This is a genomic window from Spirillospora sp. NPDC052242, from assembly GCF_040679555.1.
Classification (GTDB): Bacteria; Actinomycetota; Actinomycetes; order Streptosporangiales; family Streptosporangiaceae; genus Spirillospora.
In genome coordinates this window covers 26,982-52,752 of sequence record NZ_JBFAUZ010000021.1, presented here as the reverse complement: position 1 = coordinate 52,752, position 25,771 = coordinate 26,982, and the positions used below count along the sequence as shown (strand labels likewise).

The following is a 25,771-nucleotide window of genomic DNA, read 5'->3' as shown; positions in this document are numbered from 1 at the left end:
ATCTTTATGGGATGGACCGGATGATGTCCGGCATGAGATCACTCCCCGCCCGGCTCGCCGCCGCCGCCGTCGCGATCGTCGCCCTGGCCCCCGTGTCCGCCGTCCACGCGGAGGCCCCGCCCGCCGCGCTGAGAGACGTCCCGCTGCCGTTCCTCTGGCCCCGGGCCGGGGTGTCCAGCGTCGCCGCCGTCTCCGACACCGAGGCGTGGATCTCCGGCCGCCAGGGACAGATCGGCGAAAGCGCCGGCAACCCGGTGGTGCGCCGCCGGGTCGGCTCGCAGTGGAAGGAGTATCCGCTCGAGGGCTGGTCCGGCAACGGCGCCGTCTGGCAGGTCGTCGCGCACGGCGGCGAGGTCTGGGCCTGGGGCGTCCAGGACGACGAGCGCCTCTACCTGGCGCGGTTCGACGGCACCGCGTTCCGGCCGGTCGCCCCGCCGCCCGGCGTCGCCTACGCCTACGGCACCCGCATGTGGGCGGGACCGGCCGGGGTGTGGATCCAGATCGAGGTCCGCGGCGGCCCGGACGGCCGGCAGCTCCTGCCCGCGCTGTTCCGCCGGGTCGGCGACGCCTGGGTGGCCGACCCCGTCGCCCGTCCGCTGCAGGACGGGCTGGCGGACGTCCAGGCGCGCAGCGCCACCGACGCGTGGGCCGGGAGCTGCCGCTACGACACCGCCACCGCACGCATGGACTCGCTCGTCCTGCGCTGGAACGGCTCCGCCTGGACGACGCTGCCCCCGCTCCCCACCGAGCGGTGCGTCGCGAGCGTCGCGCCCGCCGCCGACGGCACGGTCTGGGCGCTCACCTGGGACGCCCTGTACCGCTGGGACGGCGAGACGTGGACCGCGGCGCCCCCCGCCGACGCCCTCGACGGCCACGGCGAGAAGGTGCGGCTGGACAAGGACGGCAACCCCCTCGTCGTCCTCGACCGCGCGAGCATCTACGGCTCCGCGCCGCTCCTGCGCTACGCGGGCGGCGCCTGGCGGACGTTCACCACCCCGGTCGAAACCTGGGTGCACGACGTCTCCGTCGCGCCGAGCGGACGGATCTGGGCGAAGGGAAGCACGATCATCAACTCGCCCGTGCTGCTCACCTCGCCCTGACCGGCGATCCGTGCGACGGGCGAAAGTACCTAAGCACGTCAGATTCCTCGCTCGTCCCGCCTCCCTAGCTTGGTGATCACAAGAAGAACACGCCCCAGGGAGAAGCACATGAGCGACATCACCGAGCTGGTCCAGCGCTACCTCGCCGCGTGGAACGAGACCGACGCCGCCGCGCGGCGGGCCATCCTCGCGGAGGTCTTCGCCGATGACGCCGTCTACACCGACCCGCTGGCGTCCGTCCGGGGCACCGACGGGCTCGACGCCACCATTGCGGCCGTCCAGGCGCAGTTCGGCGGGCTGGTCTTCAGCCTCGGCGGCGCGGTGGACGCCCACCACGACATCGCCCGGTTCACCTGGCACCTGGGCCCGGAGGGCGGCGAGCCTGTCGTCATCGGCTTCGACGTCGCGGTGGTCGGCGCGGACGGGCGGATCAGCCAGGTGCTCGGCTTCCTCGACCGGGTCCCGGCCGGAGCCTGACCACCGCCGGGGGGCGGGCCGGCATGCCCGCCCCCGCCGTCCACGCGAACCCAGAGGAGGAACCGTGACCGCCTACGTCATCGCCCATCTGCAGGACGCCCCTCCGCACCCGGAGATCGCGGACTACATCGAGCGCCTGCCCGGCACCTTCGCGCCGTACGGCGGCCGCTACCTCGTGCACCTCACCGCCCACGAGGTGCTGGAGGGCGGCTGGCCCGGAGCCGTCGTGATGATCGGCTTCCCCGGGATCGCCGAGGCGCGGGCCTGGTGGGACTCGCCCGCGTACCGGGAGATCGCGCCGCTGCGCTCGCGGCACATCGAGGGCGACATCATCCTGGTCGAGGGCGTCCCCGACGGCTACGACCCGGCCCCCGCCGCGCGGGCCATGCGGGACGCGCTCGGCGCCGAATAGCCCGGCCACCGGCCGGCGGGGCTTGTCAGGCGGGCACGTCGTAGTTGAACCCGAACGCGCGCACACCGGTCTCGGTGCGGGGCCGGTGGCTCGTCCCCGGACCGAACGCCACGTAGGTGCCCGGCCCGTGGACGAGGTCGCCCTCGATGAGCTCGCCGCGCACGACGAAGTACGCCTCGCCGTAGGTCTCGTGCACGTCGAGGTCCGGCCATTCGGCGCCGGGGTCGAGGTCGATCACCCACGTCCGGATGCCCGGCATGCCCGGGAGCGTCCGGGCGCGGACCCCCGGACCGATCTCGACCGCCGGGACCTCGTCGACGTCCACGGGAAGGATTTGTCCGGGAAGGACCTGTTCGGGAGCTGTCATCGGGGCAGCCTCTCACAGCCCCAGCCGGCCGGCGACGTCTTTCAGCTCGCCCCGGGAGGCGACGCCGAGCTTGGGATACGCCTTGTAGAGGTGGTAGCCGACCGTCCGGTGGCTGAGGAAGAGCCGCGCCGCGATGTCGCGGTTGGACAGCCCCTGCGCGGCGAGCCGCACGATCTGGAGCTCCTGCGGGGTGAGGACGGCGGCCGCGCCGCCGGCCCGCGCGCCCCGGTCCGGGACGCCGGTCGCGGTGAGCTCGCCGCGGGCGCGGTCGGCCCACGGGCGCATGCCGAGCCGGTCGAAGACGTCCAGCGCGTCCTGCAGCCGCCCCCGCGCCTCGGCCTTGCGCTTGGCCCGGCGCAGCCACTCGCCGTAGAGCAGCGCGGTCCTGGCGTACTCCAGCGCGCGGCCGTCCCGGTCGTGCAGGCTCAGGGCCTCGGTGTAGAACGACTCGGCCCGGTCGTCGGCGGCCAGCAGCCCGCGGCAGCGCAGCACGAGCGCGTCCGCCCACGGCCGCCGCACCGCCCCCGCCCACCGCTCGAAGCGCTCCAGCGGCTCCGCCGCGCGCTCCGGCGTCCCGACCCGGACGGCCGACTCCACCAGGTCGGGGGTGGAGCGGGTGGCGCAGATGTGATGGCGCATCGGCTCGCGGGTCAGCCGCTCGAACCGGGCGAGCGCCGCCTCGGCGCGGCCCAGCCCGAGGTCCAGCAGCCCGAGCGACCAGTGCGCCCACGGCGCGCCGGGCGACACGCCGCCGACGGCGGCCCCGGCGAACCCGTCCTCGGCGTTGCGGCGGCAGTCCGCCTCCTGCCCGCGCGCCGCGTCGAGGTAGGCGAGCACGCCGCCGAACTGGCCGACCCACTGCCGCTGCCCGGTGGCGCGGGCGAGCCCGAGGGCCTCGGACGCCGTGGCGAGCGCGTCCAGATGCCGTCCGGTGAACACCTCGCCCTCGGCCACGAAGAACAGCACGGTCGGCAGCCGTCCGGCGCCGCCCCGGGCGCGCTGCTCGGCGGCCAGCTCGGCGGCCAGCGCGTGCGCGTCGGCGTCCTGCCCCAGCGCGAGCGCCGCACCGCACAGGATCATCAGCACCTGGTCGGGGACGCCGCCCCGCCGCCGCACCTCGGCGACGGTGCCGCCCAGCCCCGGCGGCCGTCCCGCGCGGTCCCGGTCGAGGTGGGCGAGGAAGGGGCCGATCGGCGCGAACGGGCTCGCGTCGTCCAGCGGCAGCGCGGTCAGCCGGTCCAGCGTCGCCGCGAGCGCCGCCTCGCCCAGGTACCAGGACGGGTGGACGGCCTGGACCAGCAGCGCGGCGGCCCGGTCCGGGTCGGTGTCGCGGACGAGCGCGGCGCCGTCCAGCAGCGCCCGGTGGGCGGCGGCGTAGGACCCCTGCCAGAAGTCCGCGTGCGCCCGCACGGCGGCGGTCCGCGCCTTCGCGGCCGGGTCCCGGTCCGGCCGCCGGGACGCGCGCGTCGCCAGGGCCCTGGCACGTTCCAGGTCGCCCGCCTCCAGGGCCGACTCCGCCGCCAGGGCCTCGCGCCGGGCCCGGTCGTCGGGCCCGGCGCTCAGCCGCGCGGCCTGCTCGTACGCGGCCGCCGCCGCCTTGTGGCCGCTGCGTTCCCGGGCGCGGACGGCGGTGCGTTCGAGCGCCGCGGCGACCTCGCCGTCCGGTCCGGTGGCGGCGGCCGCCAGGTGCCACGCCCGGCGGTCGGCGTGCTCGGGCGCGTCGAGGGCGGCGGCGAGCGCCCGGTGCACGGCGAGCCGCCGCGCGAGCGGCGCCCGCTGGTACACGGCGGCGCGGACCAGCGGATGGCGGAAGCGGAGCACGCCCTCGGCGTCCCCGCGCAGCACCAGGCCGGCCCGCTCGGCGGGGGCCAGGGCCTCGACGGTCGCGCCCAGCGCGGCGGCGGCGCGCAGGATCACGGCCACCTCGCCGGACTCCTCGGCCGCCGCCGCCAGCAGCACGCTCTGGCACGCCTCCGGCATCCGGCCGATCTGGCCGTGGAAGGCCAGCCGCAGGCGGTCGGTCAGGGGGAGCGCGCGCGGCGCGAACGCACCGCCGCCCTCGGCGGCCAGGGCGACCGGCAACTCCAGCAGCGCCAGCGGGTTCCCGCCCGCCTCGGCGAGCAGGCGGTAGCGGAGGGCGGGATCGAGCGGGAACCGGTCGAGCAGGGCGGCCGCCGCCTCCGGGGCCAGCCCGGCCAGCCGCAGCTCCGGAAGGCCCGCCGCCGGGAAGTCGCCCTCGCCCTCCCGGACGGCGAAGAGCATCACGACGCCCTCGGCCTGCAGGCGCCGCGCGGCGAACAGCAGCGCGTCCCGCGAGGCCCGGTCGAGCCACTGCGCGTCGTCGACCAGGCAGAGCGCCCCGTCCGCGCCCGCGTGGTCGGTGAGGAGGGACAGCACCGCGAGCCCCACCAGCATCGGGTCGGCGCCGCCTCCCGCGCCGAGCCCGCACGCCGCCTCCAGGGCCGCGCGCTGCGGCGCGGGCAGCGCGGCGAGGCGTCCCAGGGCGGGACGCAGCAGCAACTGGAGGCCCGAGTACGGCAGCTCCGCCTCGAACTCGACGCCCGTCCCGCGGACCGTCCGGATGCCCCCGGCCGCCGCGGCGGCGTGGTCGAGGAGCGCCGTCTTGCCGATGCCCGGCTCCCCGCGCACCACCAGCGCCGCGCTCTCGCCGCGGCGCGCCCCGGCGAGCAGCTCCGCGACCGCCGCGACCTCCGGCTCTCTCCCGTACAACTCGACCGGCCCCGCCATGATGCGCATCGCCCCCTTTGTCCCCCTCTAGAGATACAGGGCTTCGCGCCTCCTCTCGGACGGGGGAGCACCACGGACGTCCGTGACCCGGAGCCCGCCTACGGCACGGTGTCGCAGGTCTCGCCCGGCCGGTCGAACTGCGTGTACCTCATGCAGACCTCGTCGCCGCTGACCAACTGCGCGGCGGGCCAGAAATCCCCGCGCAGGTAATTGGGGCCGGACACATAGGACACGTTGCCGGGCGCGTAGGCGCCGTTGACGGTGAACGACAGGGAACCGGTCGGCGGCGGCTGGAAGCGGAAGGTGTAGTAGTGGTTCCCGGGCTCGCCGGTGACGCCGGCGCACACCGGCGCCTCCGGAACGCACACCGGGAACGGAGGGGGAGCGGACGCCAGCGCCGGGGAGGCGGCCAGGGCCGTGACGGTACCGGCCGCGGCGAGGGCGAGAACACCGATGGGGGAGCGCATGGCCCCACGATCCGTGATCCCCCCGACCGGTGGAACTGCCCGACCGGTGAAACAGCCCTGTCCGAAGGTGGAGACGGACGGCGCCGCAGCGCAACGAGCCGGACGGTCACGCGGTTACCCTGGGGCCGAGTCGATGCGGGGAGGTGGCCGTTGGAGCCGCTGCGGCCTGACGATCCGCGGACGATCGCGGACTTCCGCATCGAGGGGCTGCTCGGCGAGGGCGGCATGGGCCGGGTCTACCTGGGACGTTCGCCCGGCGGCCGGCGGGTCGCGGTGAAGGTCGTCCGGTCCGAGTACGCCGCGGACCCCGCCTTCCGCCGCCGCTTCGCCCGCGAGATCGCCGCGATGAGACGCGTCCCGGGCATCTTCACCGCCCCGGTGATGAGCGCCGACGCCGGCGGCTCCCCGCCCTGGCTGGCCACCGCGTACATCGAGGGCGCGTCGCTGCACGAGCGGGTGCGGGCGGACGGCCCGCTGCCCGCACGGGAACTGCTCGACCTCGCCGTCGCGCTGGCCGAGGCGATGTCCGCGATCCACGCCGAGGGCCTGACCCACCGGGACCTCAAGCCGTCGAACGTGCTCCTCGCCGCGGACGGCCCCAAAGTGATCGACTTCGGCCTGGCCGTCACCCCGGACGCGACCCTGCTGACCGGCGCGCACCCGATCGGCACACCCGCGTACATGTCGCCCGAGCAGTGCCGGGGCGGACGGGTGGAGCAGCCCAGCGACGTGTTCTCCTTCGGCGGCCTGCTGGTGTACGCGGCGACGGGCCGGGGGCCGTTCGGCACGGGCGCCGCGCACGTGCTCGTCCACCGGGTCCTGCACGGCGAGCCGCGGCTGGGAGAGCTGGCGGGGCCGCTGCGGGAGATCGTGAGCGAGTGCCTGCGGCACGATCCCGCGGCGCGGCCCACGGCCCCGGTGCTGCTGGCCCGCCTGAGCGCGCTCACCGAGGCGGACGCGCCCGGGACGACCGGCGCGGACCCCCACGACACCCGCGCCTACACCCGTCCCTTCGGGACGGCGAAGCGCCGGGCGATCGGGATCGACCTGGGCTCCCGGACGTCGACGATCTGCGTGCTGGACGGTGGGCGGCCCACCGTCATCGCCGACGCGCACGGGCTGCGCGGCACACCGTCCGTGGTCGCCTTCGCCCCGGACGGCACGCTGCTGGTCGGCCGCGCCGCCGAACAGCAGGCGATCCTCCACCCGGAACGGACCGTCCGATGGGCCGTCCGCGAGATGGACGCCCCCCAGAAGAGAGGGATCGGCGGCGCGGACTTCGTCCCCCAGCAGATCGGCGCGTTCGTCCTGCGGAAGCTCAAGAGCGACGCCGAGGCCCGCCTCGGGGAACCGGTCACCGACGCGGTCCTCACTGTCCCGGCCCGGCTCTCCGAGAGCGGGCGCCGGGCCGTCACGGAGGCGGGGCGGATCGCGGGCCTGAACGTCCTGCGGCTGATCCCCGCGCCGTCCGCCGTCGCCTGCGGGCTCGCGCTGCGCCCGGACGACGCCACGGTCGTGGTCTTCGACCTCGGCGGCGGCACCCTGGACGTGGCGCTGCTGAACGTCGGGGACGGCGTGGTCGAGACCCTGGCGGTCTCCGGCGACGGCCGCCTCGGCGGCGACGACTGGGACGCCCGAATCGTCGCCTGGCTGGTGGAGAGGTTCGAGAGGGCCACCGGCGTGGACCTGTCGCGGGACGCCACCGCGCCGGCGCGGCTCCGCGAGGCCGCGGAGCGCGCGAAGATCGCACTGTCCTCCGCGCCGGAGACGCGGATCAGCCTGCCGCACATCGCCCGCGCCGCGGGCCCGCTGCACCTCGACGAGCCGCTCACCCGCGCCGAGTTCCAGCGGATGACCGCCGACCTGCTGGACCGCGCGGCGAAACCGTTCCACCAGGTGCTCGAGGACGCCGGGCTGGCGGTGAGCGACATCGACGAGGTCGTCCTCGCCGGCGGCGCGACGCGGATGCCGGCCGTCGCCGAGCTGATCAGGGGCCTGACCGGCGGCAGGGAACCCGACCGGAGCGTCAACCCCGACGAGGGCGCGGCCGCCGGCGCGAGCCTGCACGCCGGCGTTCTCGTGGGCGAGGTCGCGGACGTCCTGCTCATGGACGTCGCCACGGTGAGCCTCGGGATCGAGCGCGCGGACGGCGGCTTCACGAAGATCATCGAGCGGAACACCTCGATCCCGACCAAGCGGTCGGAGGCCGTCGCGTCCCTCCCCGCCGGCGGACGGCCGGGAACGGTGGAGGTCCGCGCCTACCAGGGCGAGCGGGAGACCGCCGCGTCCAACCGGCGGCTCGGCACGCTCGAACTCGGCGGCCCGCCCGCCGACGCCCCGGACGTGCCGTGGGCCGAAGTCTGCTTCGACGTCGACGCCAACGGCATCGTCCACGTCTCGGCAGAGAACCTGGTCACCGGCGAGCGGCGGTCGATGCCCGCGACGCCCGAATCGGCCCTGCCCGAAGAGGACATCGCCCGCATGACCCGCGAGGCGGAGCGAATGCCGTACGCCTTCACGTCCCACGAGACAAGGTAAAGGGCTCTACGGAACGGAGATCGGTCAGTGAAGCTCGATGTGCAACTGGACGGCCGGCCGGACGAGGCGGCGCGGCGCGCCCGCGAGCTGATCGCGGCCGGGGTGGACGGCCTGTTCACCTTCGAGGGCCCGCACGATGTGTTCCTGCCGCTGATCGTCGCGGCCGGCGCCCCGGACGTCCCGCCGACCGACCTGATGACCAACGTCGCGATCGCGATCCCCCGCAGCCCGATGAACCTGGCCAACATGGCCTACGACCTGCAGTTGCTCAGCAAGGGCCGGTTCCGGCTCGGGCTGGGCTCGCAGATCAGGCCGCACATCGAGAACCGGTACGGCGCGACGTGGAGCAGGCCGGCCGCCCGGATGCGCGAGACGGTGCTCGCGGTGAAGGCGATCCTGAACTCCTGGCAGGACGGCACCCGGCTCGACTTCCGCGGCGAGTTCACCAGGCACACCCTGATGCCCCCGACGTTCGTCCCCGGGCCGAACCCCTACGGCGTCCCGCCGGTCCTGCTCGGCGCGCTGGGCCCGGTGATGACCCGGACGGCGGCCGAGGTCGCCGACGGGCTGCTGGTGATGCCGTTCCACAGCCACCGGCATTTCCGCGAGCGCACGCTCCCGGCCGTGGCCGAGGGGCTGGAATCGGCGGGCCGCGAGCGGATCGACCTGTATCCGCAGGCGATCGTCGCGATGGGCGGCACCCCCGAGGAGATCGAGGCCGCGGCCTTCGGCGTGAAGGGGCTGCTCGCGTTCTACGGCTCGACCCCGGCGTACAGGCCGGTCCTGGAGATCGAGGGGTGGGGGGACCTGCAACCCGAGCTGAACGCCCTGTCGAAGACCGGCGACGTCATGGCCATGATCGCCCTGATCGACGACACGGTGATGCGCACTCTCGCGGTCGTCGGGACGCCGGCCGAGTGCGCCGCCGAGATCAAGGCCCGGTTCGGCGACGTGGCCGAGCGCGTCTGCGCCTACTTCCCCGGATCGACCCACCCGCGGGAGACGATCGCCGCCCTCGCGTCCGAACTGAGCGGAACGCCGTAAGCGCGCGGTCGTCCGAGCGCGCCGACCGCCTCGGCGGCGCCCTCGCTGTACCCTTATGGGAACATCGGTGTTCTTCTAACGGTTGCGCCGCCGGGCCGCCGCGACGCTTCGGCCCTCGTGCGTCCCCGGACGACCGGCGGATCGGTTCCGTCCCGGTCACCGGCGCGACGGGAGGGCGGACGGAGTGCCCAACGAGACGACGGAGCCGCTCCGGGCGGGCGACCCGAAACGGGTCGGCAAGTACCGGCTGGTGGCGCGGCTGGGCGCGGGCGGGATGGGCCGGGTCTACCTGGGCCGGTCGCCGGGCGGGAAACCGGTCGCGGTCAAGGTGATCCACCCGCACCTCGCGGGAGACCGGCGGTTCCGGCGGCGATTCGACCAGGAGATCGCGGCGGCGCGGCGCGTCGGGGGCGTGCACACCGCCCAGGTGGTGGACGCCGGCACCGACGCCGATCCGCCCTGGCTCGTCACCGAGTACATCGCCGGCCCGTCCTTGCAGGAAGCCGTCGACGAGCACGGTGCGCTGTCCGCGGCATCGGTGGCGGGCCTCGGCGCGGGACTCGCCGAAGGGCTGATGGCCGTCCACGAGCGCGGCGTGATCCACCGGGACCTCAAGCCCGGCAACGTCCTGCTCGCCGGGGACGGGCCCCGCATCATCGACTTCGGCATCGCCCGGGCGCTCGACGCCACCTCGCAGACCACCCGCACGAGCATCGTCGGCACGCCCGGGTTCATGTCGCCCGAGCAGTTCCGGGGACGCGAGGTCGGGCGGGCCGGCGACGTGTTCTGCCTGGCCGCCGTGCTGGCGTTCGCCGCCACCGGCCGACGGCCGTTCGGCGAGGGGCCGATCGAGGCCCTCGGCTACCGCGTCGTCAACGAGGAGCCCGACCTGACCGGCGTCCCGGAGTCCCTGCTCCCGCTGATCGCGGCCGGCCTCGCGAAGGACCCGGACGACCGGCCCGGCCTGGACGCGTTCCTCGAACGCTGCTCCGAACTGGTCGAGGGCGGGGAACCGCCGCTGCCGGACTCCGTCACCACGATGATCGCCACCCGGGTGGCGGAGACCGAGGCGCTGGTCCCGGCCCGGCGGGACACGCCGCGGATGCGCCTGCCCGCGGCCCCGAAGCCCGCGCCGGTCCTCGCCGCGGCCGCTGCGGCGGGCGTCCTGGTGGTCGCGTTCGCCGTCTGGGCCGTCGCCGACGGCCGCGACGAGCCGGTCTCGTCGGACACCGCCGCCGTGCGGACGACACCCGCCCGGACGTCCGCCGCGGCCCCCGCGCCCACGCCCAGCGCGTCCGAGAGCCGCAGCCCCACCCCGTCCCCCAAGCCCGACCCCGTCCGCAAGGCGTTCGAGAAGATCTCGGAGGGCGACTGCCTGAACGCGTACAGGTCCCCGCACGACGACGAGTGGACCGTGGAGAAGCCGAAAGCGGTCGACTGCTCGCGGGACGACGCCTACCTCAAGGTGATCGAGGTGGGGGACGGCTCCGCGAACTGCGGCGCCGAGCCCGGCGAGATCGACGGGTCCCTGTGGTGGCGCCACGGCGAGGACGGTGAGGAGATCGCGCTCTGCGTCGAGCGGCGACTCCGGGTGGGCGACTGCTTCCTGGGCCACGACGGCCCCGAGGACGACACGGTCGCCATCAGCAACGGCGACCTCATGACCTCCTGGCCGTGCGGCGCGAACTCCGTCCCGGGGACCTACGAGCACATCCTCAAGGTCACCGCGCTCACCAGGGGCGACTGCCCGCCCGCCGACAGATCCGTCGACTGGGAGTTCCGCGGCGGCAGGCTCTGCACCCGCATCGTCTGAGCGGGACCTCCCGACGAGATCGCCGAGCACTACCGCGCGACCACCCCGGCGTGAGGGGGGCGACCGGAAACGGCGGAAACACACAGCGGCGAGCCGTTCAGAACGGCTCGCCGCCGGCGCGTGTTCTCCCGGGACCGGTCCCTCGATCAGACGCGGGTCGAGGTGGAGGCGTACCCGCCGCCGCCGGGGTAGACCCACTCACCGGTGAGCGTGGTGTCGTCGGCGTCGAAGGTGCCCTCGAAGTAGGCCGGGCCGCCCTTGGCGCCGGCCCAGATGATCAGCTTGTCGCCCTCCAGTTCGTAGACGTAGTCGAAGGTGTTGCCCACCGAGTCGTAGTACCGCGACATCACGTCCGTCCCGGTCGGCTCACCGAACGGACGCAGGTTGCCGATGACCTCCATGCCGGTGACCGGCTCGCCGAACTGGGTGAGCTCGACGTGCTGGACCAGGAAGAACCGTCCGGGCATCCACTCGTAGCGCACGGTGCCCTCCGCGCCGCCGGTGACCTTCCAGGTACCGACCAGACGGTCCAGGGCCTTCAGCCCGGGGCTGGGCCGCTGGGTCTCGATCATGTCGTCCTCCTGTGCGGTGGTTGCTCGCCGGTACGTCGGAGACCCCCACCGGGCTTTGACGTCCCAGCGATGTGACCTGAATCACAGTCATCCGGCGTCAAAATCCCCGATGCGGGTCCGAGGTGGCGAGCGAGAACCACCGACAAGGGAGGACGCCATGACCGCCACCGCCAGGACGGGCGACGCCGCCCGCCGTGCTGAGCGCCGCCCGTAACGTAGCCTGCGACGACCGATAAGGGATTCACCATGAAATACCTGCTGCTGGCCTACACCCCGGCCGCCGCGTGGGACGCGGCCACCGCCGACGTCCCGTCCGAGGAGGCGCTGGCCGCTTTCGCGACCTACCAGAGGCTGGAGCGGGAGCTGATCGCCTCCGGCGAGCTCGTCGCCACCGAGGGCCTGGGCCACCCGGCGGTCAGCACCACCGTCCACCGCGACGGCGACACGGTGGTCGCCACCGACGGTCCCTTCGCCGAGCTCAAGGAGGTCCTGGCGAGCTTCGCCGTGATCGACGTGGCCGGCAGGGAGCGCGCCGTCGAGATCGCCGCGGGCATCGTCGAGGCGCTCGGCGAACCGATCGAGATCCGCCCGATCATGGGTGCGGACTTCGGGGCGTGAACCACGAGCTCGAGCACCTGCTGCGCACCGAGGCGCCGCAGGTGCTCGGCGCGCTGGTCCGCCGCTTCGGCCGGTTCGACATCGCCGAGGACGCGGTGCAGGAGGCGCTGCTGACCGCCGGGCGGACCTGGCCGGTCGAGGGCGTCCCGGAGAACCCGCGCAGCTGGCTCATCCGCGTCGGGTACCGGCGCATGGTCGACCTGATCCGCTCCGACCAGGCCCGCCACCGCCGCGAGCGCCTGGCCGGCGCGGCCGAACTGGCCATGCAGGAACCCGAGCGCCGGGCGCACCCCCCACGCGAGACCGACGACAGCCTGACCGTCCTGCTCCTGTGCTGCCATCCCGCGCTGTCCCCTACCTCCCAGGTGGCGCTCACGCTCCGCGCGGTCGGCGGCCTGACCACCGCCGAGATCGCGCACGCCCACGGCACGTCCGAATCCACCATGGGCGCCCGGATCAGCCGCGCCAAACAGCAACTCGCCCGCGCGGGGGCCCGCTTCACACCGCCCACCGACGCCGACCGCGACAGCCGCATGACCGCCGTGATGCGGGTGCTCTACCTGATCTTCAACGAGGGCTACACCGCCACCGCCGGCGACCGGCTCGCCCGCGTCGACCTGACCCGCGAGGCCATCCGGCTGACCCGCATGCTCCACGCCACGCTCCCCGGCGACGCCGAGGTGACCGGCCTGCTGGCGCTGATGCTGCTCACCGAGTCCCGGCGCACCGCCCGCACCGACGGCGGCGACCTGGTCCCCCTGGACGAGCAGGACCGCACCCGCTGGGACCGCGACCTCATCGACGAGGGCACCGCCCTCATCGACGGCGTCTGGAACCGCCACCGGCCGGGCCCCTACCAGCTCCAGGCCGCGATCGCCGCCGTCCACTCCGCGGCCTCCTCACCCGACCAGACCGACTGGGCCCAGATCGCCATGCTGTACCTGTGGCTCGAACGGCTCACCCCCACCGCACCGGTCCAACTCAGCCGCGTCGTGGCGGTGGCCCACGCCCACGGACCGTCCCGCGGCCTGGCACTCCTGGACGACCTCAACCAGCGCCACCACCTGGACCGGCACCCGCTCACCAGGCAGCGGGAGCACGCGGTCCGCGCCCACCTGCTCCAGATGACCGGCGACACCGCGCGGGCCGCCGCGCTCTACCGCCGGGCGGCCGACCTGACCGAGAACCAGGTCGAGCAGCGCTACCTCCTCGGCAAAGCCGGCGACCTCGCCTGACCGACGCCGCGATCACCCCTACGGGGGAGGAGGCCACCCGCGAGAGGGGAGGCCCGTGGCCGCACCGGACGGAAGACTCGCGGCCATGACGAGAGCCACGACGGCGGCCTGGGCCGGGGTCATCTCCCTGGTCCCCTACGTGCTGATGAAGACCTACTGGGCGTTCGGCGGCACGGCCGGGAAGCCCGCCGGCGACATGGCCGCCCGGCTCCAGCAGAACGGCGCGCCCGCCGCCATCGTGTGGATGGAACGCCACGGCCTGGACTTCACCGTGTTCGGGGCACTGGCGGGAATGCTCCTGCTGGCGGCCCTGGTCCTTCCCTGGGGCACCCGCCTGCCCCGCTGGACGCTGCTCCTGCCCGGCTGGACGGGCGCGATCCTGCTGACCCCGTACGGCCTCGCCACCATGATCGCCGCCCCGTTCGGCTTCAGCGTCGGCGACACCGAAGGCTGGTCGTCCTGGGTGGGCCTCGTCGGCGGCCTAGCCTTCGCGGGCCTAGGAACCGCCCTGGCCATCTGCACCCACACCCACCGCCACCATCGTGTGGGCTACGGCGATGATTTTCGGTCGGCTGTCCCGTAGACCAGGTCCAGCGCCTCGCTGAAAGAGCCGAATGAAGTGAGCGCAGCGGCACGTCCGCGCTCGCGGAAGCGATGGACGCGCTGATGGCGCCCGAGCCGCAGTTCGTACCCGACGGGGGGAACTCGTGCAGGTCCCAGCCGGTGTCCGGGCACACGTCCCGCGACGAGCCGACCTCGCCCGGTCTGGGACGGCGGTGGGTGACGAACACCGGGCCTCTGGCGAGGTTCTTCGGCAGCCGTGGCAGCAGCCGGTTCGAGCTGGGCCGAGTGCGAGTGGACAAGGTGCCGGTCCGGCGGATGAAGACCCTGGCCCGGTACGGGGTCCCGTGGGCGCCCGATGCGTCGGGCGCCCACGGGAGGAGCCGGCGGGCTATTTCCTGGCGGTGTGGGTGTGGGCGACCAGGACGTTGGCGTGTCCGAGTCCATGTTCGGTCTTGAGCCAGCCGACGATCTCCATGTGCCCGGTCAGCGGCGAGGAGTCGATGGGGTCGATCCGTCGAGGGCGGTGTGGACGATGTCGGCGCAGGCGGTGGGGGCGGTCGCCAGGCCCTGGTGGTCACCGGGAAACGTGATCGGTGCGACGCCGAGCCGCTCGCCCAGCACCCGGGCCGACTGGGCGGGGACTCCGTCGCCCGAGGTCGCCCCGACACCGATGGTGATCTGCAGGGAACGCGAGTTCAGCGCGGCGATGTCGGGGGAGAAGCGCAGCACGGGCAGCAGCACGTGGGACAGGAAGTGATCGAGGTTGCCCTGGATGCGGCCCATCATCTCCAGTGCCTCGGGCGGCATCCCACTCGGGTCGGTCATCTCGGGGGGCGCGTCGCTCGTCCCGTCGACGGTGCTGATGAACCTGCCCATCGCCGCGCCCGCCCCGTGGACGCGGTAGGTCTCGTACACGTCCTGGAACGCCGCCCGCCAGTGGTCGCGGTCGGGCAGCAGTTCAGGCAGCGGCGGCTCGTGCACGACCAGTGCGCGGACCTGCTCCGGGTGACGGGCCGCGAGGTCCAGGGCGGTGAGCGCGCCGCCGCTGTTGCCCAGCACGTAGGCCGGCTCGTCGCCCAGGGCGGCCACCAGCCGGTGGGCGTCGTCGGCGAAGACCGCGACGTCGGTGTCGGTGGGCGGGCCGGTGAGGACGCTGCGGGACAGGCCGCGCTGGTCATAGGTGACGACGGTGTAGCGGTCGGCCAGGCACGCCGCCAGGGCGGTCAGCGCCCCAGCGTCGGCGGGTGCGCCGGGGATCATCAGCAGTAGCGGGCCCGTTCCGCGGACCTCGTAGTGCAGGGTCGCTCCGGGAACCTGAAGCGTCCTGATCTCAGTGCCGTGCATCGGTGTTTCCATTCATTCCGAGGATGTGGAGGCGGGCCGGTGACATGCCCGCCCGCCGTGGGCGGTCGAAGGTTCGGCGGTCACCGTCCGGTCGACGGTGCGGCGGCGAGCCGCGCGGCGGTGGCGGTGAGCCACACCAGGCCCAGTGCCGCACCCGCGAAGAAGACCAGCACGCTGGCGGCCGAACCGGCGAAACCGGCCAGGACCGCCACCGGAACGATCCGGGAGACCGCGGCCCAGCCGCGGCGGCCCTGGACCGAGAAGTACCGGGCCAGCACCAGGAACGCCGCGCATAGTGCCAGGTAGCCGACCATGCCGCCGAACATGTGGACGGCGCCGCTCGCGCTGAGCGAGGCGGTCGGGCCCTCGGCGGCGCCGGGCGGGAAACCGGCGCCGGGGTCGGCGGGGAAGACCGCGCTGACCAGGAACGAGGCTCCGAACACGGCGATGAGCCTGGGCGCCCAGGTGCCGCCGGGCCCGCCGTCCAGCGTCCGCCGCACACCGGCCGCGCCGACGATGATCAGTACTCCGGTGAGCACGAAGCTGGTCTCCTGGATCCAGCCCAGGTCACCGAGGCTGAGCTGGCTGATGGCGTTGCGGGTGAAGTCGTAGCCGTCACGGAGCAGCCCCTGGGTCACGCCTGCCGCCAGGAACAGCGGACCCGCGGCCATCGCGCAGCCCAGCAGCGGCCGGGCCGCCGGGCGGGGGGCGTGCGCGGTGCGGACGGTGGCGGCCGGGGGATGGATCGTGTGGGTCATGAGAAGCTCCTTGGTCGGTGGGTTTCGGCCGGATGAACGGGTCAGGCCGGCTGGTAGGCCAGATCGAGCACGCCGGTGGCGAAGGCGACCGACCGGACCAGCTTCAGCGGCACGGGCGCGGTGCCGTCGGGGAACAGGCGCCGGCCCCTCCCGACCGCTGCGGTCATCTCCCTGTTCAGGTACGGGAAGTGCCACCGCTCCGGGGCCTCCACCACACCGTCCAGCGAGACGAACAGCCCGGCCGCGATCTTCCGCCCTGTCAGGCCATCGGTCATTGCGATCAACTCCTTGCCGGCACGCCGCGAATCCGGCCGGAGTGGCCGAACGAAAAGTAAGCTTGTTATTAGCAAGCAAGCTTTGTCAAGCGAAGCTCGCTATAGGATGTGCCTCATGACGGCTCGCAAGTACGGACAGTTCTGTGGCTTGGCCCGCGCGTTGGAGATGGTCGGCGAACGCTGGACGCTGTTGATCGTCCGCAACCTGCTCTCGGGCCCTCAGCGCTACACCGACCTGCGCAAAGGCCTGCCGGCCATCCCGACCAACATCCTGTCGGCCCGCCTCAAGCAACTAGAGGAGGCGGGCCTGGCCACCCGCCGCCCGCTGCCCCGCCCCGAGCGCGCGATCGTCTACGAACTCACCGACTACGGCCGCGACCTGGAACCGGCACTGATCGCACTCGGCCGCTGGGGGGCCCGCACGATGACCGAACCCCTCCCCGGCGAGACCATCACCGCCGAATCGGTCGCCATGGCCTTCCGCACCACCTACCGCCCACAGGAGGCCCAGGACACCACCGTCGGCTACGAGGTCCGCATGGGCGAGTTCACCCTCCACATCCAGATCACCGCTGGCGCCCTGACGGTCGGCATCGGCCCGCACCCGGCCCCTGACCTGGTCATCGAAAGGCAGAACGAGCAGGGAATCCACGCGCTGATGACCGGCGCCAAGTCCCCCGACCAAGCACTCGCCGATGGCAGCGTGCAGGTGGAGGGCGAACCCGAACTCCTTCACCGGTTCGTCCAGGCGTTCCGTTTCTGACAGCGGGACAGGCCCTTCCGGAGGCATCGGGTGGCTACCGCAATGCGGTCGGTGTTCGTTCGGTTGCCATGGGCGCGTTGCCGGCGGGTCGGCGCTGCTCGCTCCGGTGGATGGTGAGGAATTCGATCTGGTCGGCGACGAGCCGTTCGACCAGAGGCGGAGGGCAGAACGTCGTGCTGCCCCAGGTCCCACTCGACGCCCGGCTCGCACGACAGGCGGCTCGGCGGCAGTCGCCTTCTGGCCACTGTTCGTGGTCGCCGGTGCGTAACGGTCTTACAGACCTCTTGCTTGCGCAAGGTCCTCGGGCCGTCCTGTTGGGATGGTGACGTCGCATTACCGCCAGTGCTGGAGGAATCGTCTTCCTACGGTTGCCGGGTGCAGACTGACACCAAGGCAGAGGGCCCTGTTCCGCTCCGCAGTTCCGTGATCGTGTTCATGGCGGTCGCGGCCGCGCTGGGCACCTCGACGATCTACCCGATGCAGCCGGCGATCGCGAAGGTGGCGGACTCGCTGGGGGCTGACATCACTGCCGTCGGGCTGGCGCTCGCTTGCGGCCCCGTCGGCTACATGGTCGGGCTCGCGCTTCTCGTGCCGCTGGTCGACCGGCTCGCGCCGGGGCGCGTCCTCGCCGCTCAGTTCGGGGTCCTGGCATGTGGGCTCGTGGTCGGCGCCGCCGCCGGCACCGTCACACTCCTGGGAGCGGTGATGATCGTGATCGGAGCATGCTCGGCGGTGGGGGCAGGTCTGAGTTCGGTCGCGGGTCGACTGGCACACGCGCGGCGGCGCGCGACCGTTCTGGGGACGGTGACCGCCGGCATCTCGGTGGGAATCCTTGCCGGCCGAATCGTCGGCGGGTGGCTGACCGACGAGTTCGGATGGCGCGCGATGCTGCTCGTGTTCGCCGCTGCATGCGGACTCATCGCCCTGGGGTGCGTGCTGGTGCTGCCCAATGCGGCCAGAGGCACCGGGCGTGGATATCTCGCTTCCCTGCGTTCGGTGCCGGGATTGATCGTCCACCACCCGGTCCTGCGTGCCGCCGCTCTGCGGGGCTCGCTATGGTTCTTCGCCTTCTGCGCGGTATGGGCCGGTATCGCCGTAGCACTGTCCGAGCCCCCATATTCCTTGTCAGCCGAACAGGTCGGCCTGTACGCGCTGGCCGGCCTGTCGGGCGTCCTGGCCACGCAGGTCGCCGGGGCGTGGACCGACCGCGTGGGTGCTCGTCGAGTGATCTTGATCGGCCTCATGGTCGCCGGAGTGGCTGCGGTCGCCATGGGCTTCAGCCTGTCGAACACGGCCGTGACCTTGATCTGTCTCGCCGTCTTCGACGCAGGGCTGTTCGCCGCCCAGGTCGCCAATCAGAGCACCGTTCTGGCGATCGACCCATCTGCGCCGGCGCGCTTCAACAGCGCGTACATGCTGGTCTACTTCGTTGGCGGCAGTCTCGGAACCGCATTTGGAGCCGCGGCGGTCGAGTGGTTCGGCTGGCCCACGACCGCTCTGATCACCGCAGCGGCCATCGGAACAGCAGCGGTGACCACCGGCTTCGCGAGGATCGGCGACCATTGTCAGAAGCAGGTCGCAGAGAGGAACCATGACCGCTCGAAAACCCGTTAGCGGACCATGGCGACCACTGCTAACCTCTCGGTGGCCGTGCCGGAGAACGAGGAGGTGGTACCCGTGAACGCAGTATCGACATGGGTGCTCCCCTCTGGGGTCGCGGTCGGGCGATAGGTCGTCCGGGAGCGCCGTTCAAGAGCTCTCCCGAAAGGCACGACCATGCAATTCACCTCTGAGCAGCGCCTCGATGACGGCGTCCTCGAACACGAATTCACCCTCGGTGAGATCCCCGGCATCCTGTGGACGCCCGCTTCGGCGTCCGCACCGGTCCCGCTGATCCTGCTCGGCCACCCCCCGCTCGGAATGCGCAGGATGTACCCCCGGCTGGCGGCGCGGGCCCGGCAGTGCGTGGCCGACGGTTTCGCCGCAGCCACCATCGAGCTCCCCGGGAGCGGTGACCGGCCCCGCCTGCCCGGCGCCGAGCAGGCGGGCGCCGACCTGCGCCGGGCGATGCAGGCCGACGAGCCGGTCGGTGACGAGATCATCGACGCCCTCATCCTCCCGCTCGTCGACAAGGCGGTCCCGGAATGGCAGGCCACCTTGGACGCCCTCCTGGCGCTGCCCGAGATCGGCGGCCCGGTCGGGTACTCGGGGGGAGTGATCTCCATCGGCATCCGGCTCGCGGTGGTCGAGCCGCGCATCGTGGCCGCCGGCCTGTTCGCCGGGAGTTTCGTGCCGCGCACCATGTTCGAGCAGGCCCGGCAGGTCACCATCCCGCTGCATGTGCTGCTGCAGTGGGATGACGAAGGCAACGACCGGCAGGCGGCCCTGGACCTGTTCGACGCCTTCGGGTCCAAGGAGAAGACGCTGCACGCCAACATGGGCGGGCACACCGGTGTCCCGCAGTTCGCCGGAGCGGACGCGGCCGGGTTCTTCGCCCGGCATCTGCGCTAGCCGCGGGCCGGGGCCCCGCCGTCAGGCCGGCCCGGCTCAGATGGTGGGCGCGAACTCGGGGAGCGTGAGGGCCGCATGGGCCGGGCGGCCCTCCGACGGAGGCATGGTGCCGAGGCTGCGCAGGCTGCTGTTCCGCTGCTCCAGGGCCTGCTCGGTGGTCGGGAAGAGGGTGGCGCCGCCCTCGCCGACCAGCCCCTGATTGGCGGTGACGAACTTTCGGGTGTCGCGTTCGTAGGCGGTGAAGCCCGCGGCGTGATCCCGGTCGGCCAGGGAGCCTGCGAGCATGTACGCGCCGACCAGGGCGAGGCTCGTGCCCTGTCCGGTCAGGAACGAGGGCGCGTACGCCGCGTCGCCCACCAGCGCGACCCTCCCGCCGGACCAACGGGGCATGCGGATCTGGCTGACCGCGTCGAAGAACACGTCGTCCGCATCACGCATCGCGGCCAGCATGCCCGGGACCTCCCAGCCGGCGTCGGCGAAGACTTTGGTTACGAGGTCCTGCTGGGCTTCCGGGTCCGCGAACGCGTCGAACGGCGGCTCCGGCTGCGCAAAGTTCAGGAAGGCGTGCACGTCGTCGCCGTCCCCTGTCGCGTAGAGCGCCGCGGCCCGGCCCGGGGTGTTCCACATGATGGTCTCGTGGGAGAGGGCGAAGGTATTGGGCATCGTGAATACGGCGAAGCAGTAGCCGAGGTAGCGGTGGAACTGCTCTTCGGGGCCGAACACCAGCCTCCGGGTGCGGGAGTGCATCCCGTCCGCACCGACCACCACGTCGAACGTGCGCTCGCCGCCCCCGCGGAAGGTGACGTCGACGCCGTGGCCGGACTGGTCGAGGGTGTCGATCGAGTCGTTGAACACGAACTCCACGTCGTCGCGCACTGCCGTATAGAGGGCGTCCGTCAGCTCCCCGCGGGGTACCTCCAGGTCGTGTTCCGCGACACCGCCCGTGACGCTGTGCGGATGCAGCGAGGTCACTTCGCTGCCGTCCCCGTTGAGGAACGTCAGCCGACGCAGGTCGATGTGCGATTCCCGGAGCCGGGGCAGGACCCCCATCTTCCGGACGACCTCGAGTGCGGTGCCGCGTACGTCGATGGGGTAGCCACCGGCCCGTGGTGCGGCCGCCTTCTCCACCACCGTGACCGCGTACCCGTGGCGGACGAGCCAGTACGCGAGGGCGGGTCCGGCGATGCCGGCGCCGGAGACCAGGGCCGTGCGCCTTGCAGCGGTTCGGACGTCCGTGAGTTCGGTGCGGGTCATTTCTTGGTTCCTTCGCTCATGGTGCGGGTGACGAGAAGCGACAGCGCCGTGACGGCGCCGGCGATGACGAAGCCGGTGACGAAGGCCGATTCGGCCGGGACGTCCGATCCGGAAGGGGTCTGGGCGCTGAGGAGCGCGCCGCCGAGCTGCGCGCCCACGGCGAAGCCGACCACGCGGGTCACCAGGACCAGGCTGGTGGCGATGCCGGTGTCGCTCTGCTCCACGGACGTGGCGGTGCCGGTCACCATCGCGGTGACGCACAGGCCGTTGGCGAGCGCGATCAGCGCCTTGCCGACGACGATGTGCCATACCTCGGTGTGGACGGCCGCCAGGCCGAGCAGCGAGACGGCCATCAGCACGGCTCCGGACGTGACCACGGCGCGCGAGCCGAAGTGCCGCGTCCCGAGCCCGCCCAGCGGACCGGCCAGCGACGCCATGACGGCGCCGGGCAGCAGGAAGAAGCCGATCTGGGTGGCACTGGCGCCGAATCCGTATGCGTCGGTGGGCACCGCCAGCATCTGCGGGACGAGATAGACCGCGACCGCCGTGCCGACGCAGATCACGAACGTCAGCACGCACGACTTCCACACCGCGGGACGTGCGAGCATGTGCAGATCGATCACCGGCGCGGATACGCGGCGCTCGACGGCCACCCATCCCGCCACGAAGGCGGCCAGCAGCAGGACCAAGGCGGCGAGCACGAGCGGCTGCGCGGCGATGTCGGGCGCCACCGCGAGCGTGAGCATGAGCGTGACCAGCGCCCCGCCCAGCAGGAGCAGGCCGGGCCAGTCGATCCCGGCGTCGTCGGGCCGTCCGGGCGGATCGTCCGGCATCAGCCTGCTCACCAGCAGGACGGACGCGATGACCGCGGTGGTCGGCAGCGCGAACATCCAGTGCCGCGACAGCCCTTCCGCCACGGGCCCGGCCGCCAGGGTCCCCGCCATCGTGCCCCCGACGAACAGCCCGCTGACCACCCCGATGGCGACCTTCGCCCGTTCAGCGGGGAGGTGCTTGCGCACCACGATGAACGACAGGGGCAGCGCGCCCACCATCGCTCCCTGCAGTACCTGGCCGAGCAGCAGCACCGGCAGGTTCGGGGCGAGGGCGGACACCAGGCCGCCGGCCGAGACCACCGCCATCAGCCGGACGAGGACCCGCTTGCCGCCGTAGCGGTCACCGAACTTGCCGGCCACCGGGGTGATGAGCGCGCCCGTGATGAGGAGCACGATGCTGAGCAGCGCCCCTTCGGCCGGAGTCATGTCCAGCTCGCGTTGCAGGAGCGGAAGCGTCGGTGTCACCACCGACTCCAAGGCGCCGCAGGCGATCGCCAGCATGCCGAGCGCCCCGATGGCGATCTTGCTGATGGGGGCGGCCGGGGGAGCCGAGATCGTGGTCACGAGTGTCCTTTTCGTCGGTCCGGGCGAGGGAGGGGGCGGCCGTCCGCGTGCGCCGCCGTCTACAGTGCGCGCTGCGGCGCAGGCGGGCGGTCGATGGCGGGGGGCGGGGGGCGGGGCGGGAGCCGGTGCGGGTGCCCGTCCGCCTGCGCCTAGGTTCGCCGGCGTAGCACTCCCCGCGCGGGAAGCGTGACCGCGAGGAGCGTCAGCGCGCCGGCGGCGGCCGCGAAGGACCCGTACACCAGCGGCGGGACGTACGGTGCCTCGCCGGTCATGCCGCTCATCATCGGGACCAGCGTGGCCGCGGCGATCGCGGAGCCGAGGAGCACCCCCGCGGCCGACACCAGCAGGCCCTCCCAGCCGAGCATCTGCAGGACCTGCCGCCGGGTGGAGCCGACGAGGCGCAGCGCGCCCAGCTCGCGGCGGCGGTCGAGGACCGTCATCACCAGGGTGTTGACGGCGGCGATGGCGGCGAAGCCACCGAGAAGCGCGGCCATGGTGGTGTTCATCCAGGCGCCGGTCTTGGCGTCCAGACTCCGCTCGGTGGCGAACCCGGAGGCGTCGGTGACCTCGCCCAGGGCGGCGAGCGGCTGCCGCGAGCCGCCGCGTACGAGCAGCATGCCGTCGAAGCCGGAGGTGGTGTGCCCGGCCAGCGACGCCCGGTCCATCGTCACCGTGGCCAGGCCGAGCCCGCGGCCGTAGACCGCGACGACCTCGGGCCGGACCTCGGTGCCGTCCGGGAGGAAGAGCGGCATCCGGTCGCCTACGCCGACCTTCGCCGTGCCCGCCAGCGTCTTGTCGATGGCGATACGGCCCGCGCCCATCCGGTCGAGGCTGCCCTCCAGCACGTCCAGGTCCTGCACCTTCGCCAGCTGGGCGCCGGAGCCGACGCCCTGCGCCGCCGCGCCCTGCAGCGCCTTGAACTCGCCGGAACCGGTCGGCACCAGCACCAGCGTGTTGAGCACGCCGACGGCCGCCTCCACGCCGGGCATGCGGGCGGCCCGCTCCGCCGCGTCCACCGGGAGCCCGGCGGAAGCGGTGACCACGTGGTCCGCGGTGATGCCCGCGCGCCGTTGCTCGTCGGCGATGTGGCGCTCGCTCGTGTTCATGAAGACGAGCGTCGAGGCGAAGGCCATGGCGAGCGCGATCGGGGTGATCGCGGAGGCGAGGCGGCGGGCGTTGGCACGGGAGTTGGCGCCCGCGAGCCAAGCGGCGGGCCCCGCACCGCGCAGCGGCAGGCCGAACAGGCCCGCGCACAGCCGCGCCACCAGCGGGCCGAGCAGCCCGACGGCGAGCATGAAGCACATGACGACGCCGAGGGCGGCACCGGCGGCGCCGTCACCGGCCGAGCCCGCGGCGACGCCGGCGAGCGCCGCGCCGCCGACCAGGGCCGCCACGCCCAGGACGGTACGGACGGCGCCGGGCCGCACCCGCTCGACGGACGCCTCGGTGAGCGCCTGGCCCGGCTTGGTCTTCGCGGGCCTGCGCCCGGCGATCCAGCCGGCGCCGAGCGCGGTCAGCAGCCCCGCGCCGACGGCGGCGAGGAGGGGGAGGCCGGAGACGTGCACCCGTACGGCCTCGGGGATCGCGCCGCGGTCCTGCAGCTGTCCGAACCACCAGTGGGCGAGCCCGATGCCGGGCAGGGTGCCGAGGAGCCCGGCGAGCGGCGCGACGAGCAGCGCTTCGGCGGCGACCGCGCGGCGGACCTGCCGCGGGGTGGCGCCGATGGCGCGCAGCAGCGCGAACTCGCGGGCCCGCTGCCCGACCGACAGCGCCACGGTGCCGGCCGCGGTGAAGACGGCGACGACGGCGGCGATGCCGCCGAACGGGCCGCCGATGCCGAACAGGGTGTCCTTCGCGTAGGCGAGGCCCGGGTCCTCGACGGCGCCGCGGTCGTCGCCGGTGTGCACGTGGACGCCGGAGCCGGCCAGGGCCTTCTCGACGGAACCGGCGAGGGCGCCCGGGTCCGTGCCGTCCTCGGCCAGCACGGCGATGGCGTCCGCCTTGCCGGGGTGGCCCGCGAGCGCGGGCGCCTGGGCGTCGGCGAACCAGGCGGTGCCGCCTGCCGCGCCGGTGTCCGCCGCCGCGGCCTCGGCGATGCCGGCGACGCGGAAGGTACGCCGCCCGGCAGCGGTTTCGAGCGCGATGGCCCCGCCGACGGACGTCTTCGCGGCGCGGGCCGTCCCGGCGGCGAGCACGACCTCGCCGGGGGACGGCGCGGCGCCCCGGGTCAGCGCGGAGCCGGTGAAGGCGTGCGAGCCCCATCCGTGCGCGGTGAGCGGGGCGCCCCCGGCCAGGACCGGGAACGTGAAGTCCGGCACCGCCGCCCGCGCCCCCGGCACCCGGGCGGCCTTCGCCGCCAGCGCGGCGTCCACGCGTGCCGTGTCCGGCAGCGGCACCGCCTCCCGCTCGCGGTCCTCGCCGCTGCCCGTCACGACGTACTTGTACTGGTCGGCCGCGGCGACGACCGGCGCCTGCGCGTACCGCTCCGCCGGGACCGACGCGCGCAAACCGGTCTCGAGCAGGATGCCGCAGGCCGAGACGATCAGCGCGGACATCACCAGCGCGACGAACGTCCCCGCGAACGACGCGGGCCTGAAGCGGACGGCGGCGCGGGCCAGTCCGTTGGGTTTCCACCTCATGCCGCCGCCCCCGCCATCGCGCCCGCGTGGGCGGTACGGGCCGGGAGCGCGGTCATTCGCGCCGCGATCTGCTGCGCCGAGCCGCGCTCCAGCCGGTCGGCGAACGCGCCGTCGGCGAGGAAGAGCACGCTGTCCGCCCAGGCGGCTGCCGCCGGGTCGTGGGTGACCATGACGACGGTGGCGCCCAGCCGGTCGACGGCGTCCCGGAGCAGGCCGAGCACCTCGGCCGCCGTGCTGGTGTCGAGGGCGCCCGTCGGCTCGTCGGCGAAGATCACGTCCGGCGACGTGACCAGGGCGCGGGCGACCGCGACACGCTGCTGCTGGCCGCCGGACAGCTCGGCGGGCCGGCGCCGCGCCTTGTCGGCGAGGCCGACCCGGGCGAGCACCTCGGCGGCGCGGCGGCGGTCCCGGCGGCGGCCGGCGAGCCGCATGGGCAGCAGCACGTTCTCCTCAACGGTCAGCGACGGCAGCAGGTTGAACGCCTGGAAGACGAAGCCGAGGCGGCTGCGGCGCAGCTCGGTGAGCTCGTTCTCGTTCAGGCCGGTGATCTCGGTGCCGCCGAGGCGGACGGATCCGCCGGTGGGCAGGTCGAGCCCGGCGGCGCACTGCAGGAAGGTGGACTTGCCTGACCCCGACGGGCCCATCACCGCGGTGAACGTGCCGCGGGGAAGGGCGAGGTCGATGCCCGCGAGGGCGTGCACGGCGCCGCTGCCGCGGCCGTAGCTCCGCCGGACGTCGCGCAGTTCGACGGCGAGCCCGGGGCCGGCGTCCGGGGCGTCCGGTCGCGCGTCCGCCGTGCGCCGCTTGCCACTGCGTAGCTTCATGTTCACGCCTTTCGTGATCTTCATGTGCCGATGCAGTGGAGTGTGCGGCGG

24 protein-coding genes are annotated in these 25,771 nt (G+C 73.6%); 12 read left to right on the top strand and 12 right to left on the bottom strand.

Annotated features, from left to right (window positions below; translation table 11 throughout):
- Positions 1–32 precede the first annotated feature (32 nt).
- From AB0L25_RS18715 to AB0L25_RS18705, 3 genes are all read left to right on the top strand, one after another.
- Entirely contained in the window at positions 33–1,100 is a 1,068-nt protein-coding gene (locus tag AB0L25_RS18715; RefSeq protein ID WP_500173667.1) for a beta propeller repeat protein, read from the top strand.
- A gap of 108 nt (positions 1,101–1,208) precedes the next feature.
- Complete coding sequence (locus AB0L25_RS18710) at positions 1,209–1,577, top strand: nuclear transport factor 2 family protein (RefSeq protein ID WP_500173664.1); 369 nt, start codon at positions 1,209–1,211, stop codon at positions 1,575–1,577.
- Positions 1,578–1,641: 64 nt separating this feature from the next.
- On the top strand, positions 1,642–1,989 hold the full coding sequence (locus tag AB0L25_RS18705; protein ID WP_500173662.1) for a DUF1330 domain-containing protein: 348 nt from the start codon (positions 1,642–1,644) through the stop codon (positions 1,987–1,989).
- Between the two features lie 25 nt (positions 1,990–2,014).
- Here AB0L25_RS18705 and AB0L25_RS18700 read toward each other — a convergent pair whose 3' ends face one another.
- The 3 genes from AB0L25_RS18700 to AB0L25_RS18690 form a co-directional block, all read right to left on the bottom strand.
- A complete protein-coding gene (locus AB0L25_RS18700; protein WP_500173660.1) occupies positions 2,015–2,314 on the bottom strand; it encodes a cupin domain-containing protein in 300 nt (99 codons plus the stop codon).
- 54 nt (positions 2,315–2,368) lie between these two features.
- Complete coding sequence (locus tag AB0L25_RS18695; RefSeq protein WP_500173658.1) at positions 2,369–5,113, bottom strand: helix-turn-helix transcriptional regulator; 2,745 nt, start codon at positions 5,111–5,113, stop codon at positions 2,369–2,371.
- Between the two features lie 89 nt (positions 5,114–5,202).
- On the bottom strand, positions 5,203–5,571 hold the full coding sequence (locus AB0L25_RS18690; protein WP_500173656.1) for a hypothetical protein: 369 nt from the start codon (positions 5,569–5,571) through the stop codon (positions 5,203–5,205).
- A gap of 150 nt (positions 5,572–5,721) precedes the next feature.
- Here AB0L25_RS18690 and AB0L25_RS18685 point away from each other — a divergent pair, with 150 nt between their 5' ends.
- The 3 genes from AB0L25_RS18685 (at position 5,722) to AB0L25_RS18675 (ending at position 10,966) form a co-directional block, all read left to right on the top strand.
- On the top strand, positions 5,722–8,109 hold the full coding sequence (locus AB0L25_RS18685) for an Hsp70 family protein (RefSeq protein WP_500173654.1): 2,388 nt from the start codon (positions 5,722–5,724) through the stop codon (positions 8,107–8,109).
- A 27-nt stretch (positions 8,110–8,136) separates the two neighbouring features.
- Positions 8,137–9,153: a TIGR03617 family F420-dependent LLM class oxidoreductase gene (locus tag AB0L25_RS18680; protein WP_500173652.1), complete on the top strand. Its 1,017-nt coding sequence runs from the start codon at positions 8,137–8,139 to the stop codon at positions 9,151–9,153.
- 184 nt (positions 9,154–9,337) lie between these two features.
- Complete coding sequence (locus tag AB0L25_RS18675) at positions 9,338–10,966, top strand: serine/threonine-protein kinase (protein ID WP_500173650.1); 1,629 nt, start codon at positions 9,338–9,340, stop codon at positions 10,964–10,966.
- Positions 10,967–11,112: 146 nt separating this feature from the next.
- On the opposite strand, the gene AB0L25_RS18670 is transcribed toward AB0L25_RS18675, so the two are convergent.
- A complete protein-coding gene (locus tag AB0L25_RS18670; RefSeq protein ID WP_500173648.1) occupies positions 11,113–11,538 on the bottom strand; it encodes a hypothetical protein in 426 nt (141 codons plus the stop codon).
- Positions 11,539–11,784: 246 nt separating this feature from the next.
- Here AB0L25_RS18670 and AB0L25_RS18665 point away from each other — a divergent pair, with 246 nt between their 5' ends.
- The 3 genes from AB0L25_RS18665 (at position 11,785) to AB0L25_RS18655 (ending at position 13,974) form a co-directional block, all read left to right on the top strand.
- A complete protein-coding gene (locus tag AB0L25_RS18665) occupies positions 11,785–12,156 on the top strand; it encodes a YciI family protein (protein ID WP_500173646.1) in 372 nt (123 codons plus the stop codon).
- A complete protein-coding gene (locus AB0L25_RS18660) occupies positions 12,153–13,391 on the top strand; it encodes an RNA polymerase sigma factor (protein ID WP_500173644.1) in 1,239 nt (412 codons plus the stop codon). Before AB0L25_RS18665 ends, AB0L25_RS18660 begins: the two co-directional genes overlap by 4 nt.
- A gap of 85 nt (positions 13,392–13,476) precedes the next feature.
- Positions 13,477–13,974 carry a hypothetical protein gene (locus tag AB0L25_RS18655; RefSeq protein WP_500173642.1) on the top strand — a complete coding sequence of 166 codons (498 nt, stop codon included), beginning with the start codon at positions 13,477–13,479 and terminating at the stop codon, positions 13,972–13,974.
- A 369-nt stretch (positions 13,975–14,343) separates the two neighbouring features.
- Here AB0L25_RS18655 and AB0L25_RS18650 read toward each other — a convergent pair whose 3' ends face one another.
- The 4 genes from AB0L25_RS18650 to AB0L25_RS18635 form a co-directional block, all read right to left on the bottom strand.
- Positions 14,344–14,430, bottom strand: a complete 87-nt coding sequence (locus AB0L25_RS18650; protein ID WP_500173831.1) for a DUF4287 domain-containing protein — start codon at positions 14,428–14,430, stop codon at positions 14,344–14,346.
- An 8-nt stretch (positions 14,431–14,438) separates the two neighbouring features.
- Positions 14,439–15,299 carry an alpha/beta fold hydrolase gene (locus AB0L25_RS18645; protein WP_500173639.1) on the bottom strand — a complete coding sequence of 287 codons (861 nt, stop codon included), beginning with the start codon at positions 15,297–15,299 and terminating at the stop codon, positions 14,439–14,441.
- 80 nt (positions 15,300–15,379) lie between these two features.
- Positions 15,380–16,057: a DUF998 domain-containing protein gene (locus tag AB0L25_RS18640; protein WP_500173637.1), complete on the bottom strand. Its 678-nt coding sequence runs from the start codon at positions 16,055–16,057 to the stop codon at positions 15,380–15,382.
- A gap of 41 nt (positions 16,058–16,098) precedes the next feature.
- Positions 16,099–16,332, bottom strand: a complete 234-nt coding sequence (locus AB0L25_RS18635) for a hypothetical protein (protein WP_500173635.1) — start codon at positions 16,330–16,332, stop codon at positions 16,099–16,101.
- Positions 16,333–16,447: 115 nt separating this feature from the next.
- Here AB0L25_RS18635 and AB0L25_RS18630 point away from each other — a divergent pair, with 115 nt between their 5' ends.
- The 3 genes from AB0L25_RS18630 (at position 16,448) to AB0L25_RS18620 (ending at position 19,606) form a co-directional block, all read left to right on the top strand.
- Complete coding sequence (locus tag AB0L25_RS18630; RefSeq protein WP_500173633.1) at positions 16,448–17,095, top strand: winged helix-turn-helix transcriptional regulator; 648 nt, start codon at positions 16,448–16,450, stop codon at positions 17,093–17,095.
- A 375-nt stretch (positions 17,096–17,470) separates the two neighbouring features.
- Positions 17,471–18,709, top strand: coding sequence for an MFS transporter (locus tag AB0L25_RS18625; RefSeq protein ID WP_500173631.1), 1,239 nt, complete (start codon positions 17,471–17,473; stop codon positions 18,707–18,709).
- Positions 18,710–18,871: 162 nt separating this feature from the next.
- Positions 18,872–19,606, top strand: coding sequence for an alpha/beta hydrolase (locus AB0L25_RS18620; RefSeq protein WP_500173629.1), 735 nt, complete (start codon positions 18,872–18,874; stop codon positions 19,604–19,606).
- A 36-nt stretch (positions 19,607–19,642) separates the two neighbouring features.
- Here the strand turns inward: AB0L25_RS18620 and AB0L25_RS18615 are convergent, their stop codons facing one another.
- From AB0L25_RS18615 to AB0L25_RS18600, 4 genes are all read right to left on the bottom strand, one after another.
- The gene (locus tag AB0L25_RS18615; RefSeq protein WP_500173627.1) at positions 19,643–20,860 is read right to left on the bottom strand and encodes an FAD-dependent monooxygenase; all 1,218 of its coding nucleotides are present in this window, start codon (positions 20,858–20,860) and stop codon (positions 19,643–19,645) included.
- Positions 20,857–22,257 carry an MFS transporter gene (locus AB0L25_RS18610; RefSeq protein WP_500173625.1) on the bottom strand — a complete coding sequence of 467 codons (1,401 nt, stop codon included), beginning with the start codon at positions 22,255–22,257 and terminating at the stop codon, positions 20,857–20,859. Before AB0L25_RS18610 ends, AB0L25_RS18615 begins: the two co-directional genes overlap by 4 nt.
- Positions 22,258–22,406: 149 nt before the next feature.
- Positions 22,407–24,896 (bottom strand): ABC transporter permease, encoded by a 2,490-nt coding sequence (locus tag AB0L25_RS18605; RefSeq protein WP_500173623.1) that lies wholly within the window; start codon positions 24,894–24,896, stop codon positions 22,407–22,409.
- Positions 24,893–25,720 (bottom strand): ABC transporter ATP-binding protein, encoded by an 828-nt coding sequence (locus AB0L25_RS18600; RefSeq protein WP_500173621.1) that lies wholly within the window; start codon positions 25,718–25,720, stop codon positions 24,893–24,895. The genes AB0L25_RS18605 and AB0L25_RS18600 overlap by 4 nt, the downstream gene beginning before the upstream one ends.
- Positions 25,721–25,771: the final 51 nt, after the last annotated feature.

Bases quoted from the DNA above. Each gene is read 5' to 3' on its own strand.
- AB0L25_RS18715 (WP_500173667.1), top strand. From the start codon at position 33: ATGAGATCACTCCCCGCCCGGCTCGCCGCCGCCGCCGTCGCGATCGTC.
- AB0L25_RS18710 (WP_500173664.1), top strand. From the start codon at position 1,209: ATGAGCGACATCACCGAGCTGGTCCAGCGCTACCTCGCCGCGTGGAAC.
- AB0L25_RS18695 (WP_500173658.1), bottom strand. From the start codon at position 5,113: ATGCGCATCATGGCGGGGCCGGTCGAGTTGTACGGGAGAGAGCCGGAG.
- AB0L25_RS18690 (WP_500173656.1), bottom strand. From the start codon at position 5,571: ATGCGCTCCCCCATCGGTGTTCTCGCCCTCGCCGCGGCCGGTACCGTC.
- AB0L25_RS18670 (WP_500173648.1), bottom strand. From the start codon at position 11,538: ATGATCGAGACCCAGCGGCCCAGCCCCGGGCTGAAGGCCCTGGACCGT.
- AB0L25_RS18665 (WP_500173646.1), top strand. From the start codon at position 11,785: ATGAAATACCTGCTGCTGGCCTACACCCCGGCCGCCGCGTGGGACGCG.
- AB0L25_RS18655 (WP_500173642.1), top strand. From the start codon at position 13,477: ATGACGAGAGCCACGACGGCGGCCTGGGCCGGGGTCATCTCCCTGGTC.
- AB0L25_RS18650 (WP_500173831.1), bottom strand. From the start codon at position 14,430: ATGGAGATCGTCGGCTGGCTCAAGACCGAACATGGACTCGGACACGCC.
- AB0L25_RS18645 (WP_500173639.1), bottom strand. From the start codon at position 15,299: ATGCACGGCACTGAGATCAGGACGCTTCAGGTTCCCGGAGCGACCCTG.
- AB0L25_RS18640 (WP_500173637.1), bottom strand. From the start codon at position 16,057: ATGACCCACACGATCCATCCCCCGGCCGCCACCGTCCGCACCGCGCAC.
- AB0L25_RS18635 (WP_500173635.1), bottom strand. From the start codon at position 16,332: ATGACCGATGGCCTGACAGGGCGGAAGATCGCGGCCGGGCTGTTCGTC.
- AB0L25_RS18630 (WP_500173633.1), top strand. From the start codon at position 16,448: ATGACGGCTCGCAAGTACGGACAGTTCTGTGGCTTGGCCCGCGCGTTG.
- AB0L25_RS18620 (WP_500173629.1), top strand. From the start codon at position 18,872: ATGCAATTCACCTCTGAGCAGCGCCTCGATGACGGCGTCCTCGAACAC.
- AB0L25_RS18615 (WP_500173627.1), bottom strand. From the start codon at position 20,860: ATGACCCGCACCGAACTCACGGACGTCCGAACCGCTGCAAGGCGCACG.
- AB0L25_RS18605 (WP_500173623.1), bottom strand. From the start codon at position 24,896: ATGAGGTGGAAACCCAACGGACTGGCCCGCGCCGCCGTCCGCTTCAGG.
- AB0L25_RS18600 (WP_500173621.1), bottom strand. From the start codon at position 25,720: ATGAAGCTACGCAGTGGCAAGCGGCGCACGGCGGACGCGCGACCGGAC.